The organism is Devosia psychrophila (assembly GCF_000971275.1).
GTDB classification, from domain to species: Bacteria; Pseudomonadota; Alphaproteobacteria; order Rhizobiales; family Devosiaceae; genus Devosia; species Devosia psychrophila.
Window position 1 is genome coordinate 75611 of the sequence record NZ_LAPV01000141.1, and the last position, 20067, is coordinate 95677.

Annotated in this window: 20 protein-coding genes; 12 read left to right on the forward strand and 8 right to left on the reverse strand. The window is 61.4% G+C overall.

Annotated features, from left to right (window positions below; all coding sequences use genetic code 11):
- Nucleotides 1-41 precede the first annotated feature (41 nt).
- The 4 genes from WH91_RS15455 (at nt 42) to WH91_RS15470 (ending at nt 4176) form a co-directional block, all read left to right on the forward strand.
- Nucleotides 42-845: a carbohydrate ABC transporter permease gene (locus tag WH91_RS15455; protein ID WP_425285335.1), complete on the forward strand. Its 804-nt coding sequence runs from the start codon at nt 42-44 to the stop codon at nt 843-845.
- Nucleotides 846-1003: 158 nt separating this feature from the next.
- Nucleotides 1004-2011, forward strand: a complete 1008-nt coding sequence (locus WH91_RS15460) for an ABC transporter ATP-binding protein (RefSeq protein WP_046171903.1) — start codon at nt 1004-1006, stop codon at nt 2009-2011.
- 178 nt (nt 2012-2189) lie between these two features.
- On the forward strand, nt 2190-2978 hold the full coding sequence (locus tag WH91_RS15465; RefSeq protein WP_046171904.1) for a ThuA domain-containing protein: 789 nt from the start codon (nt 2190-2192) through the stop codon (nt 2976-2978).
- Nucleotides 2979-3132: 154 nt separating this feature from the next.
- The gene (locus WH91_RS15470; RefSeq protein WP_046171905.1) at nt 3133-4176 is read left to right on the forward strand and encodes a Gfo/Idh/MocA family protein; all 1044 of its coding nucleotides are present in this window, start codon (nt 3133-3135) and stop codon (nt 4174-4176) included.
- A gap of 52 nt (nt 4177-4228) precedes the next feature.
- Here the strand turns inward: WH91_RS15470 and WH91_RS15475 are convergent, their stop codons facing one another.
- Nucleotides 4229-5110 (reverse strand): SDR family oxidoreductase, encoded by an 882-nt coding sequence (locus WH91_RS15475; protein ID WP_046171906.1) that lies wholly within the window; start codon nt 5108-5110, stop codon nt 4229-4231.
- 78 nt (nt 5111-5188) lie between these two features.
- Here WH91_RS15475 and WH91_RS15480 point away from each other — a divergent pair, with 78 nt between their 5' ends.
- Nucleotides 5189-5761 carry a TetR family transcriptional regulator gene (locus WH91_RS15480; RefSeq protein ID WP_046171907.1) on the forward strand — a complete coding sequence of 191 codons (573 nt, stop codon included), beginning with the start codon at nt 5189-5191 and terminating at the stop codon, nt 5759-5761.
- 79 nt (nt 5762-5840) lie between these two features.
- Complete coding sequence (locus WH91_RS15485; protein ID WP_046171908.1) at nt 5841-6092, forward strand: GlsB/YeaQ/YmgE family stress response membrane protein; 252 nt, start codon at nt 5841-5843, stop codon at nt 6090-6092.
- 207 nt (nt 6093-6299) lie between these two features.
- Here the strand turns inward: WH91_RS15485 and WH91_RS15490 are convergent, their stop codons facing one another.
- Nucleotides 6300-7907, reverse strand: a complete 1608-nt coding sequence (locus WH91_RS15490) for a bifunctional metallophosphatase/5'-nucleotidase (RefSeq protein WP_046171909.1) — start codon at nt 7905-7907, stop codon at nt 6300-6302.
- A 325-nt stretch (nt 7908-8232) separates the two neighbouring features.
- Between WH91_RS15490 and WH91_RS15495 the strand changes: the two genes are divergently transcribed.
- Nucleotides 8233-8691, forward strand: a complete 459-nt coding sequence (locus tag WH91_RS15495; RefSeq protein WP_046171910.1) for a GtrA family protein — start codon at nt 8233-8235, stop codon at nt 8689-8691.
- Nucleotides 8692-8758: 67 nt separating this feature from the next.
- Nucleotides 8759-9406: a ThuA domain-containing protein gene (locus tag WH91_RS15500; protein WP_046171911.1), complete on the forward strand. Its 648-nt coding sequence runs from the start codon at nt 8759-8761 to the stop codon at nt 9404-9406.
- A gap of 146 nt (nt 9407-9552) precedes the next feature.
- Here WH91_RS15500 and WH91_RS15505 read toward each other — a convergent pair whose 3' ends face one another.
- Together WH91_RS15505 and WH91_RS15510 are read right to left on the reverse strand one after the other, a co-directional pair.
- Nucleotides 9553-10185, reverse strand: a complete 633-nt coding sequence (locus tag WH91_RS15505) for a DUF1109 domain-containing protein (protein ID WP_046171912.1) — start codon at nt 10183-10185, stop codon at nt 9553-9555.
- Nucleotides 10182-10733, reverse strand: coding sequence for a sigma-70 family RNA polymerase sigma factor (locus WH91_RS15510; RefSeq protein ID WP_046171913.1), 552 nt, complete (start codon nt 10731-10733; stop codon nt 10182-10184). Before WH91_RS15510 ends, WH91_RS15505 begins: the two co-directional genes overlap by 4 nt.
- A gap of 217 nt (nt 10734-10950) precedes the next feature.
- Here WH91_RS15510 and WH91_RS15515 point away from each other — a divergent pair, with 217 nt between their 5' ends.
- Nucleotides 10951-11802, forward strand: a complete 852-nt coding sequence (locus WH91_RS15515) for a cytochrome b/b6 domain-containing protein (protein WP_046171914.1) — start codon at nt 10951-10953, stop codon at nt 11800-11802.
- Entirely contained in the window at nt 11799-12587 is a 789-nt protein-coding gene (locus WH91_RS15520) for a molybdopterin-dependent oxidoreductase (RefSeq protein WP_046171915.1), read from the forward strand. Before WH91_RS15515 ends, WH91_RS15520 begins: the two co-directional genes overlap by 4 nt.
- Nucleotides 12588-12864: 277 nt before the next feature.
- Here the strand turns inward: WH91_RS15520 and WH91_RS15525 are convergent, their stop codons facing one another.
- Nucleotides 12865-13809, reverse strand: a complete 945-nt coding sequence (locus WH91_RS15525) for an ABC transporter substrate-binding protein (protein ID WP_046171916.1) — start codon at nt 13807-13809, stop codon at nt 12865-12867.
- A 471-nt stretch (nt 13810-14280) separates the two neighbouring features.
- Between WH91_RS15525 and WH91_RS15530 the strand changes: the two genes are divergently transcribed.
- Together WH91_RS15530 and WH91_RS15535 are read left to right on the forward strand one after the other, a co-directional pair.
- On the forward strand, nt 14281-15903 hold the full coding sequence (locus tag WH91_RS15530; RefSeq protein WP_052952872.1) for a DEAD/DEAH box helicase: 1623 nt from the start codon (nt 14281-14283) through the stop codon (nt 15901-15903).
- A gap of 75 nt (nt 15904-15978) precedes the next feature.
- Nucleotides 15979-16872, forward strand: coding sequence for a 2-dehydropantoate 2-reductase (locus WH91_RS15535; RefSeq protein ID WP_046171917.1), 894 nt, complete (start codon nt 15979-15981; stop codon nt 16870-16872).
- A 17-nt stretch (nt 16873-16889) separates the two neighbouring features.
- Here WH91_RS15535 and WH91_RS15540 read toward each other — a convergent pair whose 3' ends face one another.
- The 3 genes from WH91_RS15540 to WH91_RS15550 all read right to left on the reverse strand — a co-directional run bounded on the left by WH91_RS15540 (nt 16890) and on the right by WH91_RS15550 (nt 20032).
- Nucleotides 16890-18305, reverse strand: coding sequence for an alpha,alpha-trehalose-phosphate synthase (UDP-forming) (locus WH91_RS15540; protein ID WP_046171918.1), 1416 nt, complete (start codon nt 18303-18305; stop codon nt 16890-16892).
- A gap of 22 nt (nt 18306-18327) precedes the next feature.
- Nucleotides 18328-19104, reverse strand: a complete 777-nt coding sequence (gene otsB / locus WH91_RS15545) for a trehalose-phosphatase (protein WP_046171919.1) — start codon at nt 19102-19104, stop codon at nt 18328-18330.
- 304 nt (nt 19105-19408) lie between these two features.
- The gene (locus WH91_RS15550; RefSeq protein WP_046171920.1) at nt 19409-20032 is read right to left on the reverse strand and encodes a nucleoside deaminase; all 624 of its coding nucleotides are present in this window, start codon (nt 20030-20032) and stop codon (nt 19409-19411) included.
- Between the last annotated feature and the right edge of the window lie 35 nt (nt 20033-20067).

Below are 20067 nucleotides of genomic sequence, written 5' to 3' on the forward strand. Positions count from 1 at the left end.
TGGGCGCGACAATCGATCTCTGGAAAATCGCCAAGACGATCATGTTCTATGCGGTGGTGGTGTTCATCGTCGTGGTCTCGGTGTTCCCGTTTTATTACGCCATCCTGACCAGCTTCAAATCCGGCACCGACATCTTCCGGGTCTCCTATTGGCCTGTGTCGTTCAGCTTCGACAACTACACCGCCGTGTTCAACCAGGGCAGCTTCCCGCGCAATCTGCTGAACTCGGTATTCGTGGCGTCGGTTACCGTGATCCTGGCGCTGTTCATGGCTGTCACGGCAGCGTTCGCGCTGAGCCGCGTGCGGTTCAGGGGGCGTGGCTTCCTGTTGATGGTTATCCTCGCCGTGTCGATGTTCCCGCAGATCGCGGTGCTGGCAGGCCTGTTCGAGGTGATCCGGTTTCTCGGCATCTACAACACGCCCTGGGCACTGATCTTCAGCTACACGATCTTCACGCTGCCGTTCACCGTGTGGGTGCTGACTACCTTCATGCGTGACCTGCCGATCGAGATCGAGGAAGCGGCCATCGTCGACGGGGCAACACCGTGGGTGATTATCACTCGCGTGTTCATGCCGCTGATGTGGCCGGCGCTGGTGACGACCGGCCTGCTCGCCTTTATCGGCGCGTGGAACGAGTTTCTGTTCGCGCTGACCTTCACCTCATCGAATGATACCCGCACGGTCCCGGTGGCCATTGCGCTGCTGTCGGGCGGATCTCAATATGAAATTCCGTGGGGCATCATCATGGCTGCCTCGGTAATCGTCACTGTGCCGCTTGTCGTCCTGGTGCTGATATTCCAGCGTAAAATCGTCAGCGGTCTGACCGCCGGCGGCGTCAAAGGTTAGGACTGATGTCCATTCGGGCCGGGCTGGCCTGCAAATGCCAATTTGCTGCGCTTCCGGTCCTCACGTACCAAAAGTACGCTCCGGTCCGGTTCTCTCAGATCGACATTTTCGTGTCAGCCTAACCAGAATGTCCAATCGGTCGGAAAAGGGAGAAAAACATGGCAAGCATCGAGCTTCGCAATATCCGCAAGGCCTTTGGCGCGGTCGAAGTGATCAAAGGCGTCGACCTGCAAGTTCGTAAGGGGGAGTTCATGGTGTTTGTCGGCCCGTCGGGTTGCGGCAAGTCCACGTTGCTGCGGCTGATTTCGGGGCTGGAAGACATCACCTCGGGCGAAATGCTGTTTGACGGCAAGGTGGTCAATTCGCTGGCACCTTCCAAGCGCGGCATCGCCATGGTGTTCCAGTCCTATGCGCTCTACCCGCACATGACGGTGTATGAGAACATGGCCTTCGGGCTGACGCTCGAAAAGGGCACCAGCAAGGATGAGATCCGCAAGCGCGTCGAGCGGGCGGCCGACATGCTGCAGATTGGCCAGTATCTCGATCGCCTGCCCAAGCAGCTTTCGGGCGGGCAGCGCCAGCGCGTGGCCATCGGGCGCGCCATTACCCGCGATCCGAAGGTGTTTTTGTTCGACGAGCCGCTGTCCAATCTCGACGCTGCCCTGCGCGTAGCGACCCGTATCGAGATCGCCAAGCTGCACGAGGAAATGAACAACGTCACCATGATCTACGTGACGCATGACCAGGTGGAAGCCATGACGCTGGCTGACCGCATCTGCGTGCTGCGCGATGGGCTGGTTGAGCAGGTGGGCACGCCCATGGAGCTCTACGAGACGCCAAACTCGGTGTTCGTGGCAGGCTTCATCGGTTCGCCCAAGATGAACTTTATCTCCGGTGACAAGGCCAAGCCATTCAATGCCGAAACGGTCGGTATCCGTGGCGAGCACATCACCATCGTGCCCTCGGGCGGCACCTGGAGCGGCACGGTTATCCATACGGAAAACCTTGGCGCCGACAGCTACGTCTATCTCGAAATGGGCACGGAAGAGCCGGTAGTTGTGCGCCTCGAAGGGGCTAATAGCTACAAGAGCGGCGACACGGTCCACATCTCGCCGATGGAGGGCAAAATTCATCGCTTCGACGGAGCCGGCAAGCCGATCCTATAGGCGATCACACTGTCAGTGACGGCCATATGGTCGTCACGATATCAGCCACAGCGTCATTCCCGCGAAAATGGGTATCTCTCCTGCAAAAAGGAGGGATTTCCGCTTTTGCGGGAATAGCGCAGAAAACCGCAGAACGGCTGGTGCCTCCCCACCGAGCCAATCAAACCAGGAGACTAAAATGGCTATCCGTACGCTTGTGTGGGGCGAGAACGTCCACGAGCAGAAGAACAAGGTCGTGGCGGAGAACTACCCCAACGGCATGCACAACCAGATCGCCAAGCTGCTGTCGGAAGACAGCAATCTGTCGATCAAGACCACGACGCTGCAGGAGCCCGAGCACGGCCTTACGGATGCGGTGCTGGCTGAGACCGACGTGCTGCTGTGGTGGGGCCATGCCGCGCATGACAAGGTCGATGACGTCGTCGTCAAGCGCGTCATGGAACATGTGTGGCAGGGCATGGGCCTGATCGTGCTGCATTCGGGACATCACTCCAAGGTGTTCAAAGGCCTGATGGGTTCGCCGGCAAACCTGCACTGGCGCGAAGCCGGTGAGCGCGAGCGCCTGTGGGTGGTCAATCCGGGGCATCCGATCGCCAAGGGCCTGCCGCCGTATTTCGAGCTCGAATACGAAGAAATGTATGGCGAGCCCTTCAGCGTGCCGGAGCCGCTGGAAACGGTGTTCGTGTCGTGGTTCCAGGGCGGCGAAGTGTTCCGAAGCGGCCTGACCTATCGTCGCGGCGCCGGCAATATCTTCTATTTCCGCCCAGGCCATGAAACCTATCCGACCTATCACGACGCCAATGTCGGCCAGGTGCTGCGCAATGCGGTAAACTGGGCCTATGACGGGACGCGCCATGCACATCTGATGAAGGCACCGAACACGCCAGTCGGCGAGGCGATCGAGCCGATCGAAGAGCGCGGTGCCAAGCTGAGCTCGTCCGATCATGCCGGCGAAGTGAAAGAATAATAGCGCGCATCAGGGTGTCGCCCCGACGCAGGCCAGGGTGCATCCCAGGGTGGCTACAGGCGGCTGATATCTTAGGATGGTTTCCGGCCTGCGCCGGAAAAACATCGCGTGTTTTGGAACATTGGGCCTTCGGGCCGACACAGGATTATAGAATATGCGGCTGCTCATTCTGGGTACCGGCGGCATGGCCAATCAGCATGCCAAGCATTTTGCGGCTATCGAGGGCGTAACATTGGCAGGCGGCGTCGACGTCGATCCGGCGCGCGTCGAGGCGTTTTGCACCACGCATAATATCGAACGGGGTTTTGGCTCGCTCGATGCGGCACTGGCCTGGGGCGAGTTCGACGCGGTGGCCAACGTGACGCCGGACAGCGTGCACCACCCGACGACGATGGCGGCGCTCAAGGCCGGCAAGCACGTGTTCTGCGAAAAGCCGCTGGCGACAGACCATGCCAAGGCCATGGAAATGACCGAGACGGCGGAAGCGGCGGGGCTGATCAACATGGTCAACCTTACCTATCGCAATGTCAGCCAGTTGCAGAAGATGCGCGAGATCGTGCAGTCGGGCGCGGTCGGCAAGGTCAAGCATTTCGAGGCGAGCTACCTGCAGAGCTGGCTGGTCAGCAAGGCCTGGGGCGACTGGCGCACTGAGTCGCAATGGCTGTGGCGCCTGAGCAAGAAGCACGGCTCCAATGGCGTGCTGGGTGATATCGGCGTGCATATACTCGATTTTGCGGCCTATGGCGCGGGCAGCGACTTTTCCAAAGTGTTCTGCCGGCTGGAGACGTTTGAAAAGGCCGAGAACAACAAGATCGGCGAGTATGACCTCGACGCCAACGACAGCTTTGCCATGACGGCGCAGCTGGAAAACGGCGCGTTGGGGGTGATCCATGCGACGCGCTGGGCGACGGGCCATTTCAACGAGCTGCGCCTGCGCGTATATGGGGAACTGGGTTCGGTGGAAGTGCAGCATCGCCATGATTGGTCCAAGCTGGTCACCTGCCTTGGTGCCGATGCCGAGACTGGAACCTGGACCGATGTCGAGGTCGATGCGGTGCCGACAAACTACATGCGCTTCGCCGATGCGGTGCACTCGGGCAAGAACATGGAGCCGAGCTTCCGCCACGCCACCAATATCCAGAAGGTGCTGGATCTGGCAACGGTGACGGATCGGGACCGGATGGAACATACGGTTTGATTTTTTGGCATTGAAGAGAAGAAGGCCCGCAGCGATGCGGGCCTTTTTGGTTTCAGGGCCGGATTTTTTCCAGATCTTCCAGAAGGCTAGGGTGCCTGGGCGCCCAGTTCAGCGCCTGCCTTGTATGGGCGCTTGATGCCGGCTGGTCGGCGGCAAAGATCGGGCCGAGTGGGCCATAGGTTTCCGGAGCCACCGACTGGACCGGTAGACCGAGGCGTCGGCCGATAATCGTGGCGATGTCGCTGACCTTGTCCCCTTCGTCGGCCACCGCGTGCCAGGCGGTTCCGGCCTCTGCGCTTTCCAGGGCGAGCCGGAACAACACTGCGGCGTCTAGCGCGTGAACTGCCGGCCAGCGCTGCTCGCCGTCGCCGGCATAGCCCGACACTCCAGACTGACGGGCAATGTTGGTCAGAAGGCCGGCAAAACCACCCATCCCGTTGTTATGAACGGTGCGCGGCAGGCGAATGGCCGAGCTTCGGACGCCACGGGATGCCAGGGCTAGAGTGGCGCTTACCGTGCGACCACGGCCGCCTACCGGTCCATCGATGGGGAGTGGATCGGTTTCCGTGGATGGGCGGCCCGCAATCCAGGGCGTCCCTGACACAGTTACCAGCGGACGATCGCTGCCGATCAGCGCTTCCCCCAAGGCCATCAGCGCCGCCGTCTCCTCGGCAATGGCTTTGTCCAAGGCGTCGGAGCTGCTGAAGTCGTTGCTAAACGCAAGATGGATCACGCCGTCTGCCTGCGCGGCGCCAGCCCGAAGCACGTCGAGATCGGCAAGCCCACCAGACAGCGGCTCGCCCCCGGCTCTTCGGACTAGCTCCATCGATGCTTCAGAGCGGGCAAGTGCGAGCACGGCGTGTCCGTGTCGAAGCAGTTCGGCGATGACGGCAGACCCGATCAGGCCCGTTCCGCCAGTGATAAAAACGCGCATCATTGTATTCCTTTTTAATGTCAGTGACTGACATATAACAATGATGACAGTGGCTGACAATGCCTCTATATCGACCTGATGCCTCCTAATTCAGAACATGCCCGCAAGCACCTGCGGCTCGCAGCTTTGGAGCTGTTTGCCGAAAATGGCTTTGACCAGACTACAACTGCCCAAATCGCAGCGCGGGCGGGACTGACCGAACGGACGTTTTTTCGGCACTTTCCCGACAAGCGGGAGGTGCTGTTCGAGGGCCAGGAGATTTTGAGCGCGGCCCTGTCGGACGCCACTATGCGAGCGCCTGCGGAACTGTCGCCGATGCAAACGCTGCATCTGGCCTGTGCCTCGGTCACCCAGTTGCTCGAGGATAATCGACCGTTTTCCGAGCCTCGCCAGCACATCATTGCGGCATCGCCGGCGCTGCTTGAGCGCGAAGTCGCCAAGCATGCGGCACTGGGTCGGAGCGTAGCGGCGGCGCTGCAGCGGCGGGGCGTCGAGCCGTTGCAGGCGACATTCGCGGCCCAGATTGGGCTGGCTGTGTTGAGCCACGCCATCGCCTTGTGGTTTGCAGACGCGTCGCTGCCGCTGAACGACTGCATCGAGCGGGCGTTTGCCGAGCTGCAGATGCTTGCCTCACCCGCAAAAAGCTCTTAGGGCAGCCTCGGTTTTTTGGTCGATCCCTTGCAACCAGTAGATAGCGTTACGACGTATCTACTCATCAAGGAGCGTCATCATGGGTATTATCGGGGCTATCATTATCGGGTTTTTCGCAGGGCTGGTCGCCAAGTGGATCACGCCGGGCGACAGGAAGCCGAGTGGGTTTATTTTGACGACGGTGCTTGGCATCATTGGTTCGGTGCTGGCGACGTGGCTGGGGCAGGCGGTTGGCTGGTATGGGCCGGGCGATGGGGCGAATTTCATCGGGGCTATCGTCGGAGCGGTGATTATTTTGCTGGCCTGGAGCCAGATTGCCCGGCGGGCTTAGATTACGTCGGATATTGCCGTACCCACCGGGCGGCACCTCCCCCTTGATGGGGGAGGCTGGGCGGGGGTGTGATTTAGCCCCTATATTCGGGCTAAACGCCCCCCTCCCTGACCCTCCCCTCGAGAGGGAGGGTGACGACTGATGATCCGTTGCGGAAAGCAAAGAAAAAGGGCGCCTGTTGGGCGCCCTTTTTCTTTGTGGAATGGCTTACTTGATCTCGGTAATGCGGCCGTCGGTGTAGGGGGTGTATTCGCCGCCGAGTTTGGCGATGTATTCGGCGACGACTTGCTCCAGTGGAGGTCCGAAGTCGTAGGGGTTTGCTCCCTCGGCAAAGGTGCCAAAGCCGTCGCCGCCGCCGCGGACGTAGTTGTTGGTGACGACGGTGTAGGTGGCGGCTTCGTCGATCGGCACCCAAGTGTCGCCTTCGCCCTTGACCAGCACGTCGCTGATGCGGCTGCCGGCAGGCTGCTTCAAATCAAACGAGTATTTGAGACCGGCGACCTGGGAGAAGCGGCCGGCGCCGTTTTCGACGTCGCTGACGCCGTTTTCGAGGGCTTCGATGACGTCGGCACCGCTGACATCGACGGTGGCGAGGGTGTTGGAGAAGGGCAGCACGGTCAGCACGTCGCCGACGGTGATTTCACCGGCGTCGATGGAGGAGCGGATGCCGCCGCCGTTCTGGAAGGCGATGGTGGCGCCCTGGTCGGCGACGCGGTCCAAAATGGCATCGGCAAGCAGGTTGCCCATCGAGCATTCCATGGCGCGGCACACTTCGCGAGCGCCTTCGAGCTTTTCGGTGGTGGTGCCGATGACTTCGCCGGTCATTTCGGAGATTGGGCCGGCCAGCGCTGCGAGCTGGGTCTTGAAGTCGTCATTGGCGGTGACCGATGCGTCGATCAGGAAGGGCTCGCCCTCGGCCTTGGTGACGGTGCCGTTGTCGTCCCAGGTGATGGCGATATCGCCGAGATATTTGCCATACTGGTTGGCCTGGACGACCGGCACTTCGACGCCATCAGGGTTTTTGACCATGGTGGGGTAGGGGCCGACAGCGCCTTCGGCGGTGTTGCTGAGCAGGGTGTGGCTGTGGCCGCCGACGATGACGTCAACCAGCGGCAGAGCTGCGGCGACCTGCTGGTCCACGGTATAGCCGATGTGGCTCAAGAGGATGATCTTGTTGACGCCGGCGGCGTCGAGCGCCTCGGAGGCGCCGCGGACATACTGGATCACGTCAGTGAATTCGACATTGGGGCCGGGCGAGGCGATGTCGGGCGTGTCTTCCGTGGTGGCGCCGATGATGCCGATCTTTTCGCCACCGACCTCGATGACGATCGAGCCCTTGATCTTGCCGGCGAGGCTTGGGTCTCGGGTGACGTCGAAATTGCCGCCGATGATGGGGAATTCGGCGGCGTCGATGAATTTCACGAATTCTTCCGGGCCGTCATCGAACTCGTGGTTGCCGGTGGCGACGACGTCGAAGCCCATCTGGTTGAAGAAGTCGGAGACCACCTTGGACTTGTAGGTTGTGTAATACAGCGAGCCCTGGAAATTGTCGCCGGCAGAGAGCAGCAGCGAGTTGCCATCGGCATATTTGGCGCGGGTATCGTCGATGATGGTCTTGAGGCGGGCAATGCCGCCGAAGCATTCGCCGGCCGCATCGGTCTCGGCATCGCAGTTGGAATCGCTGTCGGTGATCGGGTCGAAGCGGGAGTGAAAGTCGTTGATGTGGAGGATGTTGAGCGTGAAATCCGCGTGAGCTGCGCTGGAGAAGCTGGCGCAGAGGGTGAGCGCGGTGGCGCCCAGAAGTAGATGTTTCATCCCTGTATCCTTTGGTTTCTTGACGGCAGTCCAAACCCCGCGGCCGTCTGATGCTTGATGGCAATGCCTCCCGAACCGGGGGCAAGTCATTCCAACCACGGCGGTGAGCCGAGTTAACCAGCCTTTTGTGACAGTGAAAAGCGAAGGTTTTCAGCGAGGGCGGTGCAATCACGCTGCGGTCATGGGCGCCATGCAGGTGTGGGGCTTCACCGGCCGTCAACCATGGCGCAAAAGACCCGCCTAGCGGGGCGTGGGTACATTGGCGGTAAAGGTTGCGGGGCTATAGTTGCGCAGATCGACTGCCGGATCGAGGATTTCGCCAGCAATGAGCGCTGCCCTGCAAAGCCTGATGCGTGACGTGCCAGCGCGGCCGAGCGCGCCGCTGTTCGGTGGGCTGTTGGCATTCCTCGTCGTCGGGGGCTCGGGCGCTGCGGCATTCGTGGTGCTGTCCAGCATCATGATCTGGGCTGATACGGGCCTTGAAGACTGGTGGGTCAACACGGCCAGCTATGCGGTGCTGATCGTGCCGGTCTATCTGTTGCATCGACGCTATTCGTTCGATTCCGATGCTTCCCATTGGCAGGCTCTGCCGCGCTATATGGCAGTCCAGGGCATGGCGCTGGTGCTGGCTGCGGTGTTTTCTCTTGTCATTCACGGCGCGTTCGACTTGCCTACAGTGCTAGCCTCGATGTTGGTGATCGGGCTTACTTCGGGCGTTAATTTCATGGTGCTGCGCAGCTGGGCCTTTACCCGCGGGCAGTTGAGTGTTGCGGTTTCCGCGTAAGAGCGGGCTTTCAATAGCGGTTCAGTCAGGTATTCTCCGCGCCGATTGATTTGCGGGGAATTGCAGCATGAAAAGCGCTTTGATCGTTTACGGCGGTTGGTCGGGGCACGAGCCCGAAGAGTGTGCCACCATCTATCGCCGCTGGCTGCATGAGGACGGTTATTCGGTCCGCATGGCGACGGAAACCAGCGCCTTTGCCGATCCCTCGATCCATGACCTGAGCTTGATCATCCCGATCTTCACGATGAGCAAGATCGAGAAGGCCGAGGTCGAAAACCTGGTCAAGGCAGTCGAGGGCGGCGTGGGCCTGGCTGGCCATCACGGCGGCATGAGCGACGCGTTCCGCGACGCCGTGGACTATCAGTTCATGGTGGGCGGGCAATGGGTGGCGCATCCGGGCAATATCATCGACTACATCGTCGAAGTGACCGATCCGCTCGACCCGGTGATGGCGGGGATCAAGTCGTTTCCCTACACGTCCGAGCAATATTACATGCATGTCGACCCGTCGAACAAAGTACTGGCGACGACAACGTTCACGGGTGAGCATGCGCCGTGGATTGCGGGTGTGAAAATGCCGGTGGTGTGGAAGCGCCAGCATGGCAAGGGCCGGGTTTTCCATTCGACGCTTGGACACCAGGCGAAAGAATTCGATGTGCTGGAGATGGCAACAATCATGCGGCGTGGCATGAACTGGGCGGCCAGGCAGGAGTAGGCTGCGAAGGCGAGTCTTTGTTGGGTACCCCCACCTAGCCTCCCCCTGATGAGGGGGAGGGACAGATTGGGTTTGAGGCACAATCTCGGCCAATCCACTGCACGGATTCCTCCCCCTATCAGGGGGAGGCTAGGTGGGGGTACCCTCTACCACCTCAGAAAAAACCTGCCGAACACCGCGCCCACGGCGCCGACAATCAAAATGGCCAGGGTGTACCAGAGCGCCAGGAACATCATGCCGGTTTCGGTGCAGGCGAAGGCGTAGATCCAGGCGCCAGTGCTGCCGGCCATGATGCCGGCGGCAAAGCCTGCCAAGGCGGGCCGGGTGGGGGCCATGCGGCGCAGGGCCAGCATGCTTGCCAGCAGGACCGGCAGCGACAGGATCGGGATGTAGGTCAGGCTGCGGATGATGGAGGAACCCATGATCATGGGCATCATGTCATCGGCGCGAGCCAATTGAATGACCGCCAGCACCACCAGCAGCGCCACCAACGCGACGGCGGCGAGCCAGGGCCAGCGGGTGCGACCACCGGGGCGGGCGAGGACCAGCGTTGCGGCGAGGCCGAGCAGGGCCAACGCCAGCGTATAGCTGAACTTGGTCCAGTAAATCATGGTCACCGCAGCGGTTTGCATGTCCGGTCGCATACCAAGCAGCATCAGCATGGCGACAATGGCAAGCACGCCACTCAGCAGCAGGGCGCCGATCAGCTGTCGCTGCATCGCCATATGGCGAACCGGCTTGAGATGGGCAGCGAGGCGATCGATCAGGTCGTCGGTCATTTAGGACCTCCCGCGAAGCGCGCCGCGAGGGCTTTAAGGCCGCGATGGATCGAGACCTTGGCGGCCGTTTCAGTCATGCCATGGGCGGCGGCGGCTTCGGCCACCGAGGCGCCATCGATCTTGGTGCGGCGGATCAAATCGGAAGTACGAGTAGGTACGTTGTCGAGGACTGCGTCCAGGTCGCGCCGGGCGACGGCGTCGGTGTTGTCGTCATGGGCAAGGATTGGCGCGTCATCTTCCAGCGGCACGGTCAGGCGGATAGACTGGCGGCGAACGTGATCGACGAACTTGTGGTGCGCAATGGCGTGCAGCCAGGCGGTAAACGGCCGGTTGCGGTCATAGGTCATGCGGCGGGTGTGGATGGCCAGCAGAGTCTCCTGCACGAGATCCTCCGCGTGCGACGCAAAGGCGGGCGTCAGCCGCCGAGTGAAATAGGGCCGCAGATGCTTGCCGAGATCGGCGAGCAGCTTGCGATAGGCGGCAGCATCGCCGTCGAGCGAGGCGAGCATCAGCTCTCGCAGCCGCATCTCGGTCGGGTCAGCCTGCATTGCTCATCCATTCGTTCCCAGCGCGGGTATGGTTACATGCGTCGCGCGAAACAGGAAATGGGCGATCATCTCGGCGTGGCGCTGTAACCGCGGCGAGGCCCGCTGCGAATGGCACGGCGGTAACGGAAGAAATAAACATCCGTGCTATGCATCATTTGTCCGGTCTCCTCTCGTTACTGCTGGGGCAAGGCATAAAAATACTGCCTATGGGGGAACGATGAGCCAAGCAAATGCTGCGACCAAGCCCAAGGGACCGCTGATCTATCGACAGTCGATATGGACGCGCGTGACCCATTGGGTGTGGGCGATCTGCCTGTTCTTCCTGCTGTTGACCGGCCTGCAGATTTTCAATGCGCATCCGGCGCTCTACATCGGCCAGCAGTCGGGCTTTGAGTTCGAGAACTCCGTTTTCAAGATCGGCGCGGTCAATACCGATGCCGGACCGCGTGGCCAGACTACTGTGTTGGGCCAAAATTTCGACTCGACGGCACTCGGCCTGGGCATGAGCGGCAATGCCGAGCGGCCGGTGTATACTGGCTTTCCGGGCGGGGTAACCATTCCGTCCTATCGCGATCTCGGCACTGGCCGGGTGGTGCACTTCTTCTTTGGCTGGATATTCGTTGCGACGATCTTCGTCTGGTTTGTCGCCAGCTTCATCAACGGGCATATCCGCCGCGATATCGTGCCGAGGCCTTCTGACATTGCAGGTGTGCCCAAGGATGTGGTGGACCACGCGACCTTGCGCTTCAAGCATGGACGGACCTATGGGCCGCTGCAAAAGCTGGCTTATTTCGGGGTGTTTTTCGTCCTGTTTCCGCTGATTGTCGCTACCGGGCTGACGATGAGCCCCGGGATGAACTCCATTGCGCCGTGGCTGCTCGATCTGTTTGGCGGGCGGCAGACGGCCCGGACTATCCACTTCATTGTCATGCTGCTGCTGGTGGCGTTCTTCGTCATCCACATCCTGATGGTCTTTGCGGCAGGACCGATCAACGAGCTGCGCTCGATGATTACCGGCTGGTATCGCGCCAGTCCCGGCACGCCAAGCAGCGAAGGAGACAAGCCATGAGCCGGTTGATCACACGGCGTAATTTCCTGCGGACCTCCGCTGTCTCCGGCTCGGGACTGATCCTAGCCGGGTGCGACCAGTTCGATTTCCTGGCTGACAAGTCCGGACCAGCGCGCCAGATCATGGAGCGCGCCAATGTGCTAACCTACAGCGTGCAGCGCGCGGTAATCGGCGAGCAGACGCTGGCGCGGGAATATGCGGCCAGTGAAATCCGGCAAGGCATGCGGCCCAATGGCTCGGTCGATCCGACGACGCCCGAATATCTGGCGCTCAAGGAGGCGAATTTTGCCGGCTACAAGCTAACCATCAAGGGGCTGGTGGACCGCGAGGTCAGCTTCTCCCTGGCAGAATTGCGTAACATGCCGGAGCGCACACAGATCACGCGGCACGATTGCGTCGAAGGGTGGAGCTGCATTGCAAAATGGACCGGCACGCCGCTGGGGCCGCTGCTGGATATGGCGGGCGTCAAATCCACGGCGCGCTACTGCGTCTATCATTGCTTTGACAACATCCAGCGGACGCTGTCGGGCGACATTCTGTATTATACCAGCTCGGACTTGATCGACGCTTATCATCCGCAGAGCATCCTTAGCTATGGGCTGAACGACGAGGTGCTGCCGGTGTCCAACGGCGCGCCGATCCGGCTGAGGATCGAGCGGGCGCTGGGCTATAAGCAGCCGAAATACTTGCATACGATTGAGCTGGTCGATGACCTGACGCCGTTCGGCAAGGGTCGCGGCGGGTATTGGGAAGATACGGGTTATGACTGGTACGGCGGCATCTAGTGTAATCGCTAGTCAGCTGAGGCTGGCCTGCAAATGGTGGTCTTCCGGCGCTCACATACCTAGGGCGGCACTCGGAGCATAGGATAGCAACATCCACCGGGTTTTCCCTCGGGCTTGACCCGAGGGCCATTGGCCGCTTGTACCGGGCTGAGAGTAGCCCTCGGGTCAAGCCCGAGGGAGAAGAGGTGGGTGGTGAACCATGGTGACACAACCTCGTGGTTCGACAGGCTCACCATGAGATCTACTGAGGTTGGTGTTCAATCAATCGGACTGGTCCTCAATCTACCAAATCAGCGTTGGCGGTTTCGATCAGCGCTGTCAGCTTATCCAACTCAATAGCATATGCGCGGTAGCTCCTGATCCATCCGGCGGGCCAGTTGCCGAGTTGGCCGGCTGCTACGGCGGGGATGCGTTGGGCTAGCGGTTGGGCGGCGAGGTCTTCGGCCGTGCGGTCGCCCCACCGGTCATCGAGGAGGACTAGGTCGGCGGGTTGGAGATTGGCGTTTTCCCAGCTCAGGGTCTGGTAGCTGCTGTTGGGATCAACGGCGGGGGTAACGAGGTTCAGGCCCCAGGCGGCGAAGTCGGACAGCTCGCCAAACTCCGATGGAGCGGCGATGGAGATGCCGGTGGACGACGGCGATACGGCCATGACCGTGAGGCCCGGCTTTGCGGTGGCGGCGGCTTTGAAGCGGGTGAGAGCGGCGTCGAAGGCCGCCTTGTCGGCAATGATCTCTGGCGCGTCGAGATCGGCGCCCAGGCTTTTTGCCAGTTTGGTATAGTCCTCGATCATGGCGATGACGGAATTGCCCTGAGCGGGGCCGACGATGGGGGCGATGGCTTCGATGCGGTCGATGATGGCTGCGTCGCCGACGGCGCCATTGTAGAAGCCTTCGAGTGGCGCGTATTCGGTGAGGATCAGATCGGGGTCGAGAGCCAGAATGGCTTCGGCGTTGAGTTCGTACCAGCCCTTGCCGACGATTTCGATGCCGGTCAGGTCGAGGCCTTTGGTGGCTCGATCAACCGATGGCGCGCCATCGAGGAAGATGCCGATTGGCCTGTTGCCCAGTGGGATCAGGGCCGCAGCAGCGTTGGCATGGGCGATAATGCGGCTTGGTGGCTGGGGCAGGGTGATGGTCTTGCCGGCGCCGTCGGTATAGGTCCAGTCAGCCGCAAAAGCCGGCGTGGCGAGCAGAGCAGCGAGGATCGTCAGGGCTTTGAACATGGCCGAGCCATAGCACGGAGGTCATTCCTGTGGTGGCTGGAATCTACTCGGCGGCCTCCCGCGAGCTGTGGTTGCCTCGTTATCTCAGGATGGGTCCCGGCCTTCGCCGGGATGACATCGGGAATGGGAGGTGGCCCCGCGCAACCCCACCATGCGTGGGCCGGACTGGAATAACCTTGCTATTTCAGCGGGTGTGGCCCATATGAGCGGCATCGTCACTGGCGCATGGACCTTCAACGGATCCGCTGGCGCCAAGAATTTGGTGACGGACTTCACTTCTTATCCCCTGCGGTGAGCGGCGAAGTCAGCCCGGAAACAATCTGTCCGGGTTCGAGCCAGCACCCGCGCGATATATCCCTTTATCGCCCGATTGCATTTGTTGACCCGCCGACGCTTGTGCGTTCGGCGACAGGCGCGCTGCATTGTCCTGCGCGCCTGCAAGCGCCTTTCGGCGCAGAAAGACGTGTTCACTTGAACGATTTTACTTCCCTTGGTCTCCCCGAAATCCTGGTCGATAGCCTGACGGCGCATGGTTTCACCGTGCCGACCAAGATCCAGGAACTGGCCATTCCCAAGCTGCTCGAAGGCCGCGACGTGATGGGCATTGCCCAGACCGGCTCCGGCAAGACTGCCGCTTTCGGCCTGCCGATCCTGGCTGGTATTTTGACCCTGACCGGTCGTCCGAAGCCCCTGACCACGCGTGCGCTGATTCTGGCGCCGACGCGTGAACTGGCCGTACAGATCGACGAAAATATCCGCAAGTTCGCTGGCTCCAAGATGAAGCTCGACACCGTGCTGCTGCTCGGCGGCGTGTCGCGCTATCATCAGGTCAAGCGCCTCGAGCGTGGCGTCGATATTGTCGTCGCTACTCCTGGTCGCCTCAAGGACCTGATGGACGACGGCAAGATCAAGCTCGGCGAAACCCGCTGGCTAGTGCTGGATGAAGCCGACCGCATGCTCGACATGGGCTTTATTGCCCCGGTCCGTGCCGTGGTCAAGGCTATCGGCATGAAGCGCCATACCATGATGTTCTCGGCCACAATGGCCCCCGAAGTTGCTGACTTGGCCAAGAACCTGCTGCAGGAACCGGTTCGCGTCGATGCGTCGGTTGCCGGCTCCACCGTGGTCAAGATCGACCAGCGCGTGATCCTTTCGGGTGCCAAGGCCAAGCGCGGCGTGCTCAATGAGCTGCTGCTGAGCGAAACCGAAAACATGGAACGCGTGATCATTTTTGCGCGCACCAAGCATGGCGCCGACCGCGTCGCCAAGAACCTTGAGATCGACGGCCACAAGGCCGCAGCCATCCATGGAAACAAAAGCCAGAACGCTCGCCAAGCGGCGCTCAAGGGCTTTGCCAGCGGTGGCGTTCGCATCCTGGTTGCCACCGATATCGCGGCTCGCGGCATCGACGTTCCCGGCATCACCCATGTGGTGAACTACGAGCTGCCCGACGATCCGGAAAACTATGTGCACCGCATCGGCCGTACCGGTCGCAATGGCGCCTCGGGCATTGCCATCACCCTGTGTGACGGCACCGAGCGCGGCAAGCTGCGCGACGTCGAACGCCTGATCCGTCGCACCTTGCCCTATACCGGCGACCTGCACATGGCCAACGAGACCGGCGTGGTGGAAGCACCCCGTTCTGCCTACAAGAAGCCCAGCGGCGGCCGTCCGGCTGCCGGCGCGCGTAATGCCAAGGGCCCGCGCGCTCCGCAGGCCGATCGTCGTTCGCCGGCCGAGCGTCGTCCATTCGCGGAGTTTTCCAAGGAAACCGGTGGCAGAAGCCAGCCGCATCACCAGCCTTCGGACACGCCGCGTGGCCGTCCGGCCAGCGATGCGCCGCGTGCTGCCCGTCCCGATAGCGCGCCCCGTACCCGTCCGGAAAGTGCACCGCGCACGCGTCCGGATAGTGCACCTCGCACGCGTCCTGCGGAGGGCGCTGCGCCTGCTCGTGGCGTGCGTCGCGACATGGAAACCGGCAAGCCAATGGCTGCCAAGCCTGCTGCTGCAAAGCAGCGCTGGGGCAAGACCCAGAAGGACGCCGTGCGTAGTGCCGGCCGCTCCAATGCCGATCGCCAGCGCGGTCGTGCATAGAGGCGTCAGCCTTCACGGAATCGGATAAGAAAAGGGCGGCCCCAGTGGCCGCCCTTTTTGTTTGGAGTTTTTGCCATGACCACAATCGCAGTCATCGGACCCGGTGCCATCGGCGGGACGGTTGCGGCCTGGTTGGCGCAAAATCCGGATTTCAGGCTGACACTTTGCGCCCGCACGCCGCTGGACGACCTGCGGATCGAAACGCCGAATGGGGTGATCACCGCCAACCCAATGGTGTTGACCGACCCCTCTACGGCGCAGCCGGTCGACTGGGTGCTGGTGGCGACCAAGACTTATGATGTCGATTCGACAAAAGCCTGGCTGGATCGGCTGGTGGTGCAGGGAACCCGGGTTGCCATCATCCAGAACGGCGTCGAGCATGTCCGGCTGTTCGAGCATCTGGTGCCGGCTGATCAACTGGTGCCTGTCATCATCAACTTGCCGGCTGTGCGTACGGCGCTGGGGCGGATCGTGCAGAGCCGGAAAGGCTTCATCTGGGCACCGGCTGGCCATAGTGGCGACGAGTTCGCTGCACTATTTGCCCACACTGATATCGAGGCGGCTGCTGACGCCGACTTCCTGTCGCGTGCCTGGATAAAGCTGTGCGGCAATTGCGGCGCCATTGTTCCGTCGCTGACCCTGCGGGCCACCGGTCCCGTGTGGAGCGACGATCTTGAAGCCATCGTCCGCGGAGTGGCTGAAGAATGCGCGGCGGTGGGCCGGGCGGAAGGCGCGATTGTCCCGCAGAGCGTCGTGGATGGCACCGTTTCCAATGCCCGCGATTCCCGCGAGGGATCAATCGCCGGCTCGCTTCACGCAGATCGGCTGGCTGGCAATCGGATGGAGATTGACGCGCGCAACGGCGTCATCGTGCGGCTGGGGGCCAAGCACGGCATTCCAACGCCGATGAACAAGGTGCTGGTGACGCTGCTCGCTGCATCGGGAAGTCCGTGGGTGGCCGGAACCTGAGTGGGTGCCTATTCTTCCTACGCCACCGACGCCAGATACAGGATATCCCGCGTACCCGAGCTGTCCCGCGGCGTAGCGGGAGCCAGCCGGTCGAGGTAATTTTTGCTCCAATTATCGACACTGTGCTTGCGGGCGGCGGCCATCAGGGTTGTCCAGCGCTGCTTGCGCTCGTCGAGGGGCATGTCGAGCGCCATGCGCAGAGCTTCGGCGGTTTCGTCGGTGTCGAAGGGATTAACCAGGATGGCGTCGTCGAAGATTTCGGCGGCGCCGGCAAATCGGGACAGCACCAGTACGCCGGGGTCCTCCGGGTCCTGCGAGCCGACATATTCGTGGGCAACAAGGTTCATGCCGTCGCGCAGGGGCGTGACCAGCCCAACGCGGGCCAGCCGATAGAGGCCGGCGAGGCTGGGCTGGCCATAGGCGCGCTTCACATAGGTCAGCGGCGACCAATCGGGCTCGGCAAAGCGGCCCATGACGCGGCCGCACATGGCGTCGAGCGTGTCGCTGGTTTCTTGATATTCCTTGATGCTGTCTCGTGACGGGGGCGCTATCTGCAGCAAGTGAACCAGGCGGCGGAAACGGGCATTGTTGGCCAGCAGTTTTTCATAGGCTTCGACGCGCTGCGGCAGTCCCTTGGAATAATCCAGCCGATCAACGCCGAGGATCAACTCCTGCTCGCCCATGGCGCGCTCCATGCGCTTGAGCATCTTGTTGGCGGCCGAGCTGACCGCAAGTTTGGCGAATGCGTCTGGATCAGAGCCGATAGGGAAGGCGGCGACTTCTGTGCGGCCAAAATCCACCGACTCGAGGGGAGAGCCCGATAGCGTCGAGGGCGTTTGGTGTTCGGCGAATTCAGTGAACGCCGCGACGTCGCGGTTGGCCTGCATGCCAACGAGGTCATACCGCGACAGGTCCCGCATCAGCTCGCCGTGATGGGGGATGGCATAGAGCGCGTCGGTCGTCGGGAAAGGGATGTGCAGGTAGAATCCGATGCGATTGCGCACGTCAAGGTTGCGCAACTCTGTGGCCAGCGGGATCAGGTGATAGTCGTGCACCCAGATGATGTCATCAGGCTTCAGCTGCGGCAGCAGAGCGCGGGCAAACTGAGAATTGACGCGGCGGTAGCCCTCGTACCAATGCGCTTCGATGGTTGCGAGGTCTAGCCGGAGGTGGAAGCTTGGCCACAGGATGGAATTGGAAAAGCCGGCGTAATAGGCGTGGTGGTCTTCGCGATTGAGATCAATCTGCGCAACCGTCAGGCCGTCGATGTCTTCGAAACGCGCCTCGATCGATGGGGTCTCGACCAGCTTGCCGGACCAGCCGAACCAGAAGCCTTCGCGTTCGGCCAGCGTTTTGCGCAATGCAACAGCCAAGCCCCCCGCAGCCGGGCCTTTGCCCGGCGTGCGGTTCGATACAACGATAATGCGGCTCATGAACGCCCCCGTTCGGTCAGTCTCAATGCGTTATTGCTGCGGCGTCGCGATCACGGGCCACGATATCGCCCAGACCACGGATCAACGCGTGGACCGAGGCGACGTTTGGAATGCGCATGCGGGCTGCGGTTTCTCCATCGCCCAGTTTGATGCCGACGCCGCCCAAGTCCTGGGCCGCGATGAAGGCATCTTCGTCGGTGGTGTCATCGCCGATGAAAATGGGCGTGCGACCCAGGAAGGGTTCTTCGCGCATGAAGGCGCGCAGGGCCTCGCCTTTGCTGGCGGCACGCGGACGGGCTTCGAGCACCATTTTGCCGGGCACCAGGGTGAAGTCGGGGACGTTGTGGACGGCTTCTTCCATGGCGATGCGGACGGCGTCTTCGAGCTCGGGTGCTTGGCGATAGTGCAGGGCGACGGCGCCTTCCTTGGGCTCGAGAATGAGGCTGGGGTTGGCGATGACCAAGGATTCAAGGGCTTGGGCGATCTGCTCGGCACCGAGCACTGCGGCGGGATCGACGGTTTCGACGAAACCATCGGCGCGGCGGCGCTGGGTGCCGTGGGCACCGGCGATTGGAAGATGCAGCGGGGCTAAGTACTTGTCGATGTCGGAAATTTCCCGACCCGTCAGTACAGCGAAGGCGCTGTCGAGTTCCGTAACGGCGCGCTGAATCTGGTCAGCGAGGGTGTCGTCTACCTGGATGGAATCAGGGGTATCGGCCAGCTCGACCAGCGTGCCATCGAAGTCTGTGAAGATGGCGAGCAAGGGAATGGCCGGGGAAATGGCGTCGATCTGGGACATAACTGAGCCTTCCGGGATTGCGAGTCAGTGTGTCAACGCATTGCGACGGGAATGGTTCGGCGCCACATGGCTGTCATGCGGCATCGGCTATTCTGAACGGATTCTGAATGCGGCATTGCTGCGCCATGCAACGTTGCCGGACTAGAGCAGAGGCCAGCGTCACCCATGTCCGGATTGAACAAGATGTCCCAGCTGATCCTCACCGCGCTTTTTGCCATCGCGTTGAGCTTCCTGACCTTCGCCGCATCATTTGCCGAAGTGCCGCGCAGCGAATTCGCGCCGGTTGCCAGCCACGAGTAGCTGGTCAGGCGAGGGGGATGCCCTTGCTGCCCTTGCTGGCTTGATAGCTGCTGGACAGGTCGCCATAGAGCGCATTGAGATCGTCAAAGCGCGCCAGAAGGGTTTCCTTGTGGCTGCGGTCTAGGGCGGCGATCATTTGCGCGAGGTTGTGGCTGGTCCAGTATTGGTTGGTGCGGTTGTAAAGCAGGCGGTCGGCGGGCACCTCGCCGCGGTCCGGGTCGGGCACGGCGTAGACGCCCTTAAGTATTTGAATATCATATGGAATGGCGAAGCTGTCGCGGCTGTCCTGGTGGCTGAACAGGTAATAGAAGTTGTCGAATCCAGACCAGGTGATGCCCGAGAGGCAGAGCGAGCATGGCTCGTGCGTGGCGAGGAAAATGCAGTCCTTGACGTCGGGGCGCTGGTCGGCGGGGATTTCAAAAAATCGTTTGATGGCATGCATTTCGCCGTGCCACAGCGGGTTTTCGATCTCGTTATTGGTTTCGGCGACGACAACCGACAGGTCGGATTTGCGCAGGATGGCGGCGCCAAACAGCTTGTTACCGCGCGCCACGCCCTGACGCGTCACAGGGGCGATATCGTGCTCGATAATGTCCAGCATGCGTGAAATCAGATCGGCGTTTGTCATGTCATCCCGGAAGCGTATTTTGTTGACAGGGCGCA

Bases quoted from the DNA above. Each gene is read 5' to 3' on its own strand.
- WH91_RS15455 (WP_425285335.1), top strand. From the start codon at position 42: ATGTTCTATGCGGTGGTGGTGTTCATCGTCGTGGTCTCGGTGTTCCCG.
- WH91_RS15460 (WP_046171903.1), top strand. From the start codon at position 1,004: ATGGCAAGCATCGAGCTTCGCAATATCCGCAAGGCCTTTGGCGCGGTC.
- WH91_RS15465 (WP_046171904.1), top strand. From the start codon at position 2,190: ATGGCTATCCGTACGCTTGTGTGGGGCGAGAACGTCCACGAGCAGAAG.
- WH91_RS15470 (WP_046171905.1), top strand. From the start codon at position 3,133: ATGCGGCTGCTCATTCTGGGTACCGGCGGCATGGCCAATCAGCATGCC.
- WH91_RS15475 (WP_046171906.1), bottom strand. From the start codon at position 5,110: ATGCGCGTTTTTATCACTGGCGGAACGGGCCTGATCGGGTCTGCCGTC.
- WH91_RS15480 (WP_046171907.1), top strand. From the start codon at position 5,189: ATGCCTCCTAATTCAGAACATGCCCGCAAGCACCTGCGGCTCGCAGCT.
- WH91_RS15485 (WP_046171908.1), top strand. From the start codon at position 5,841: ATGGGTATTATCGGGGCTATCATTATCGGGTTTTTCGCAGGGCTGGTC.
- WH91_RS15490 (WP_046171909.1), bottom strand. From the start codon at position 7,907: ATGAAACATCTACTTCTGGGCGCCACCGCGCTCACCCTCTGCGCCAGC.
- WH91_RS15495 (WP_046171910.1), top strand. From the start codon at position 8,233: ATGAGCGCTGCCCTGCAAAGCCTGATGCGTGACGTGCCAGCGCGGCCG.
- WH91_RS15500 (WP_046171911.1), top strand. From the start codon at position 8,759: ATGAAAAGCGCTTTGATCGTTTACGGCGGTTGGTCGGGGCACGAGCCC.
- WH91_RS15505 (WP_046171912.1), bottom strand. From the start codon at position 10,185: ATGACCGACGACCTGATCGATCGCCTCGCTGCCCATCTCAAGCCGGTT.
- WH91_RS15510 (WP_046171913.1), bottom strand. From the start codon at position 10,733: ATGCAGGCTGACCCGACCGAGATGCGGCTGCGAGAGCTGATGCTCGCC.
- WH91_RS15515 (WP_046171914.1), top strand. From the start codon at position 10,951: ATGAGCCAAGCAAATGCTGCGACCAAGCCCAAGGGACCGCTGATCTAT.
- WH91_RS15520 (WP_046171915.1), top strand. From the start codon at position 11,799: ATGAGCCGGTTGATCACACGGCGTAATTTCCTGCGGACCTCCGCTGTC.
- WH91_RS15525 (WP_046171916.1), bottom strand. From the start codon at position 13,809: ATGTTCAAAGCCCTGACGATCCTCGCTGCTCTGCTCGCCACGCCGGCT.
- WH91_RS15535 (WP_046171917.1), top strand. From the start codon at position 15,979: ATGACCACAATCGCAGTCATCGGACCCGGTGCCATCGGCGGGACGGTT.
- WH91_RS15540 (WP_046171918.1), bottom strand. From the start codon at position 18,305: ATGAGCCGCATTATCGTTGTATCGAACCGCACGCCGGGCAAAGGCCCG.
- otsB (WP_046171919.1), bottom strand. From the start codon at position 19,104: ATGTCCCAGATCGACGCCATTTCCCCGGCCATTCCCTTGCTCGCCATC.
- WH91_RS15550 (WP_046171920.1), bottom strand. From the start codon at position 20,032: ATGACAAACGCCGATCTGATTTCACGCATGCTGGACATTATCGAGCAC.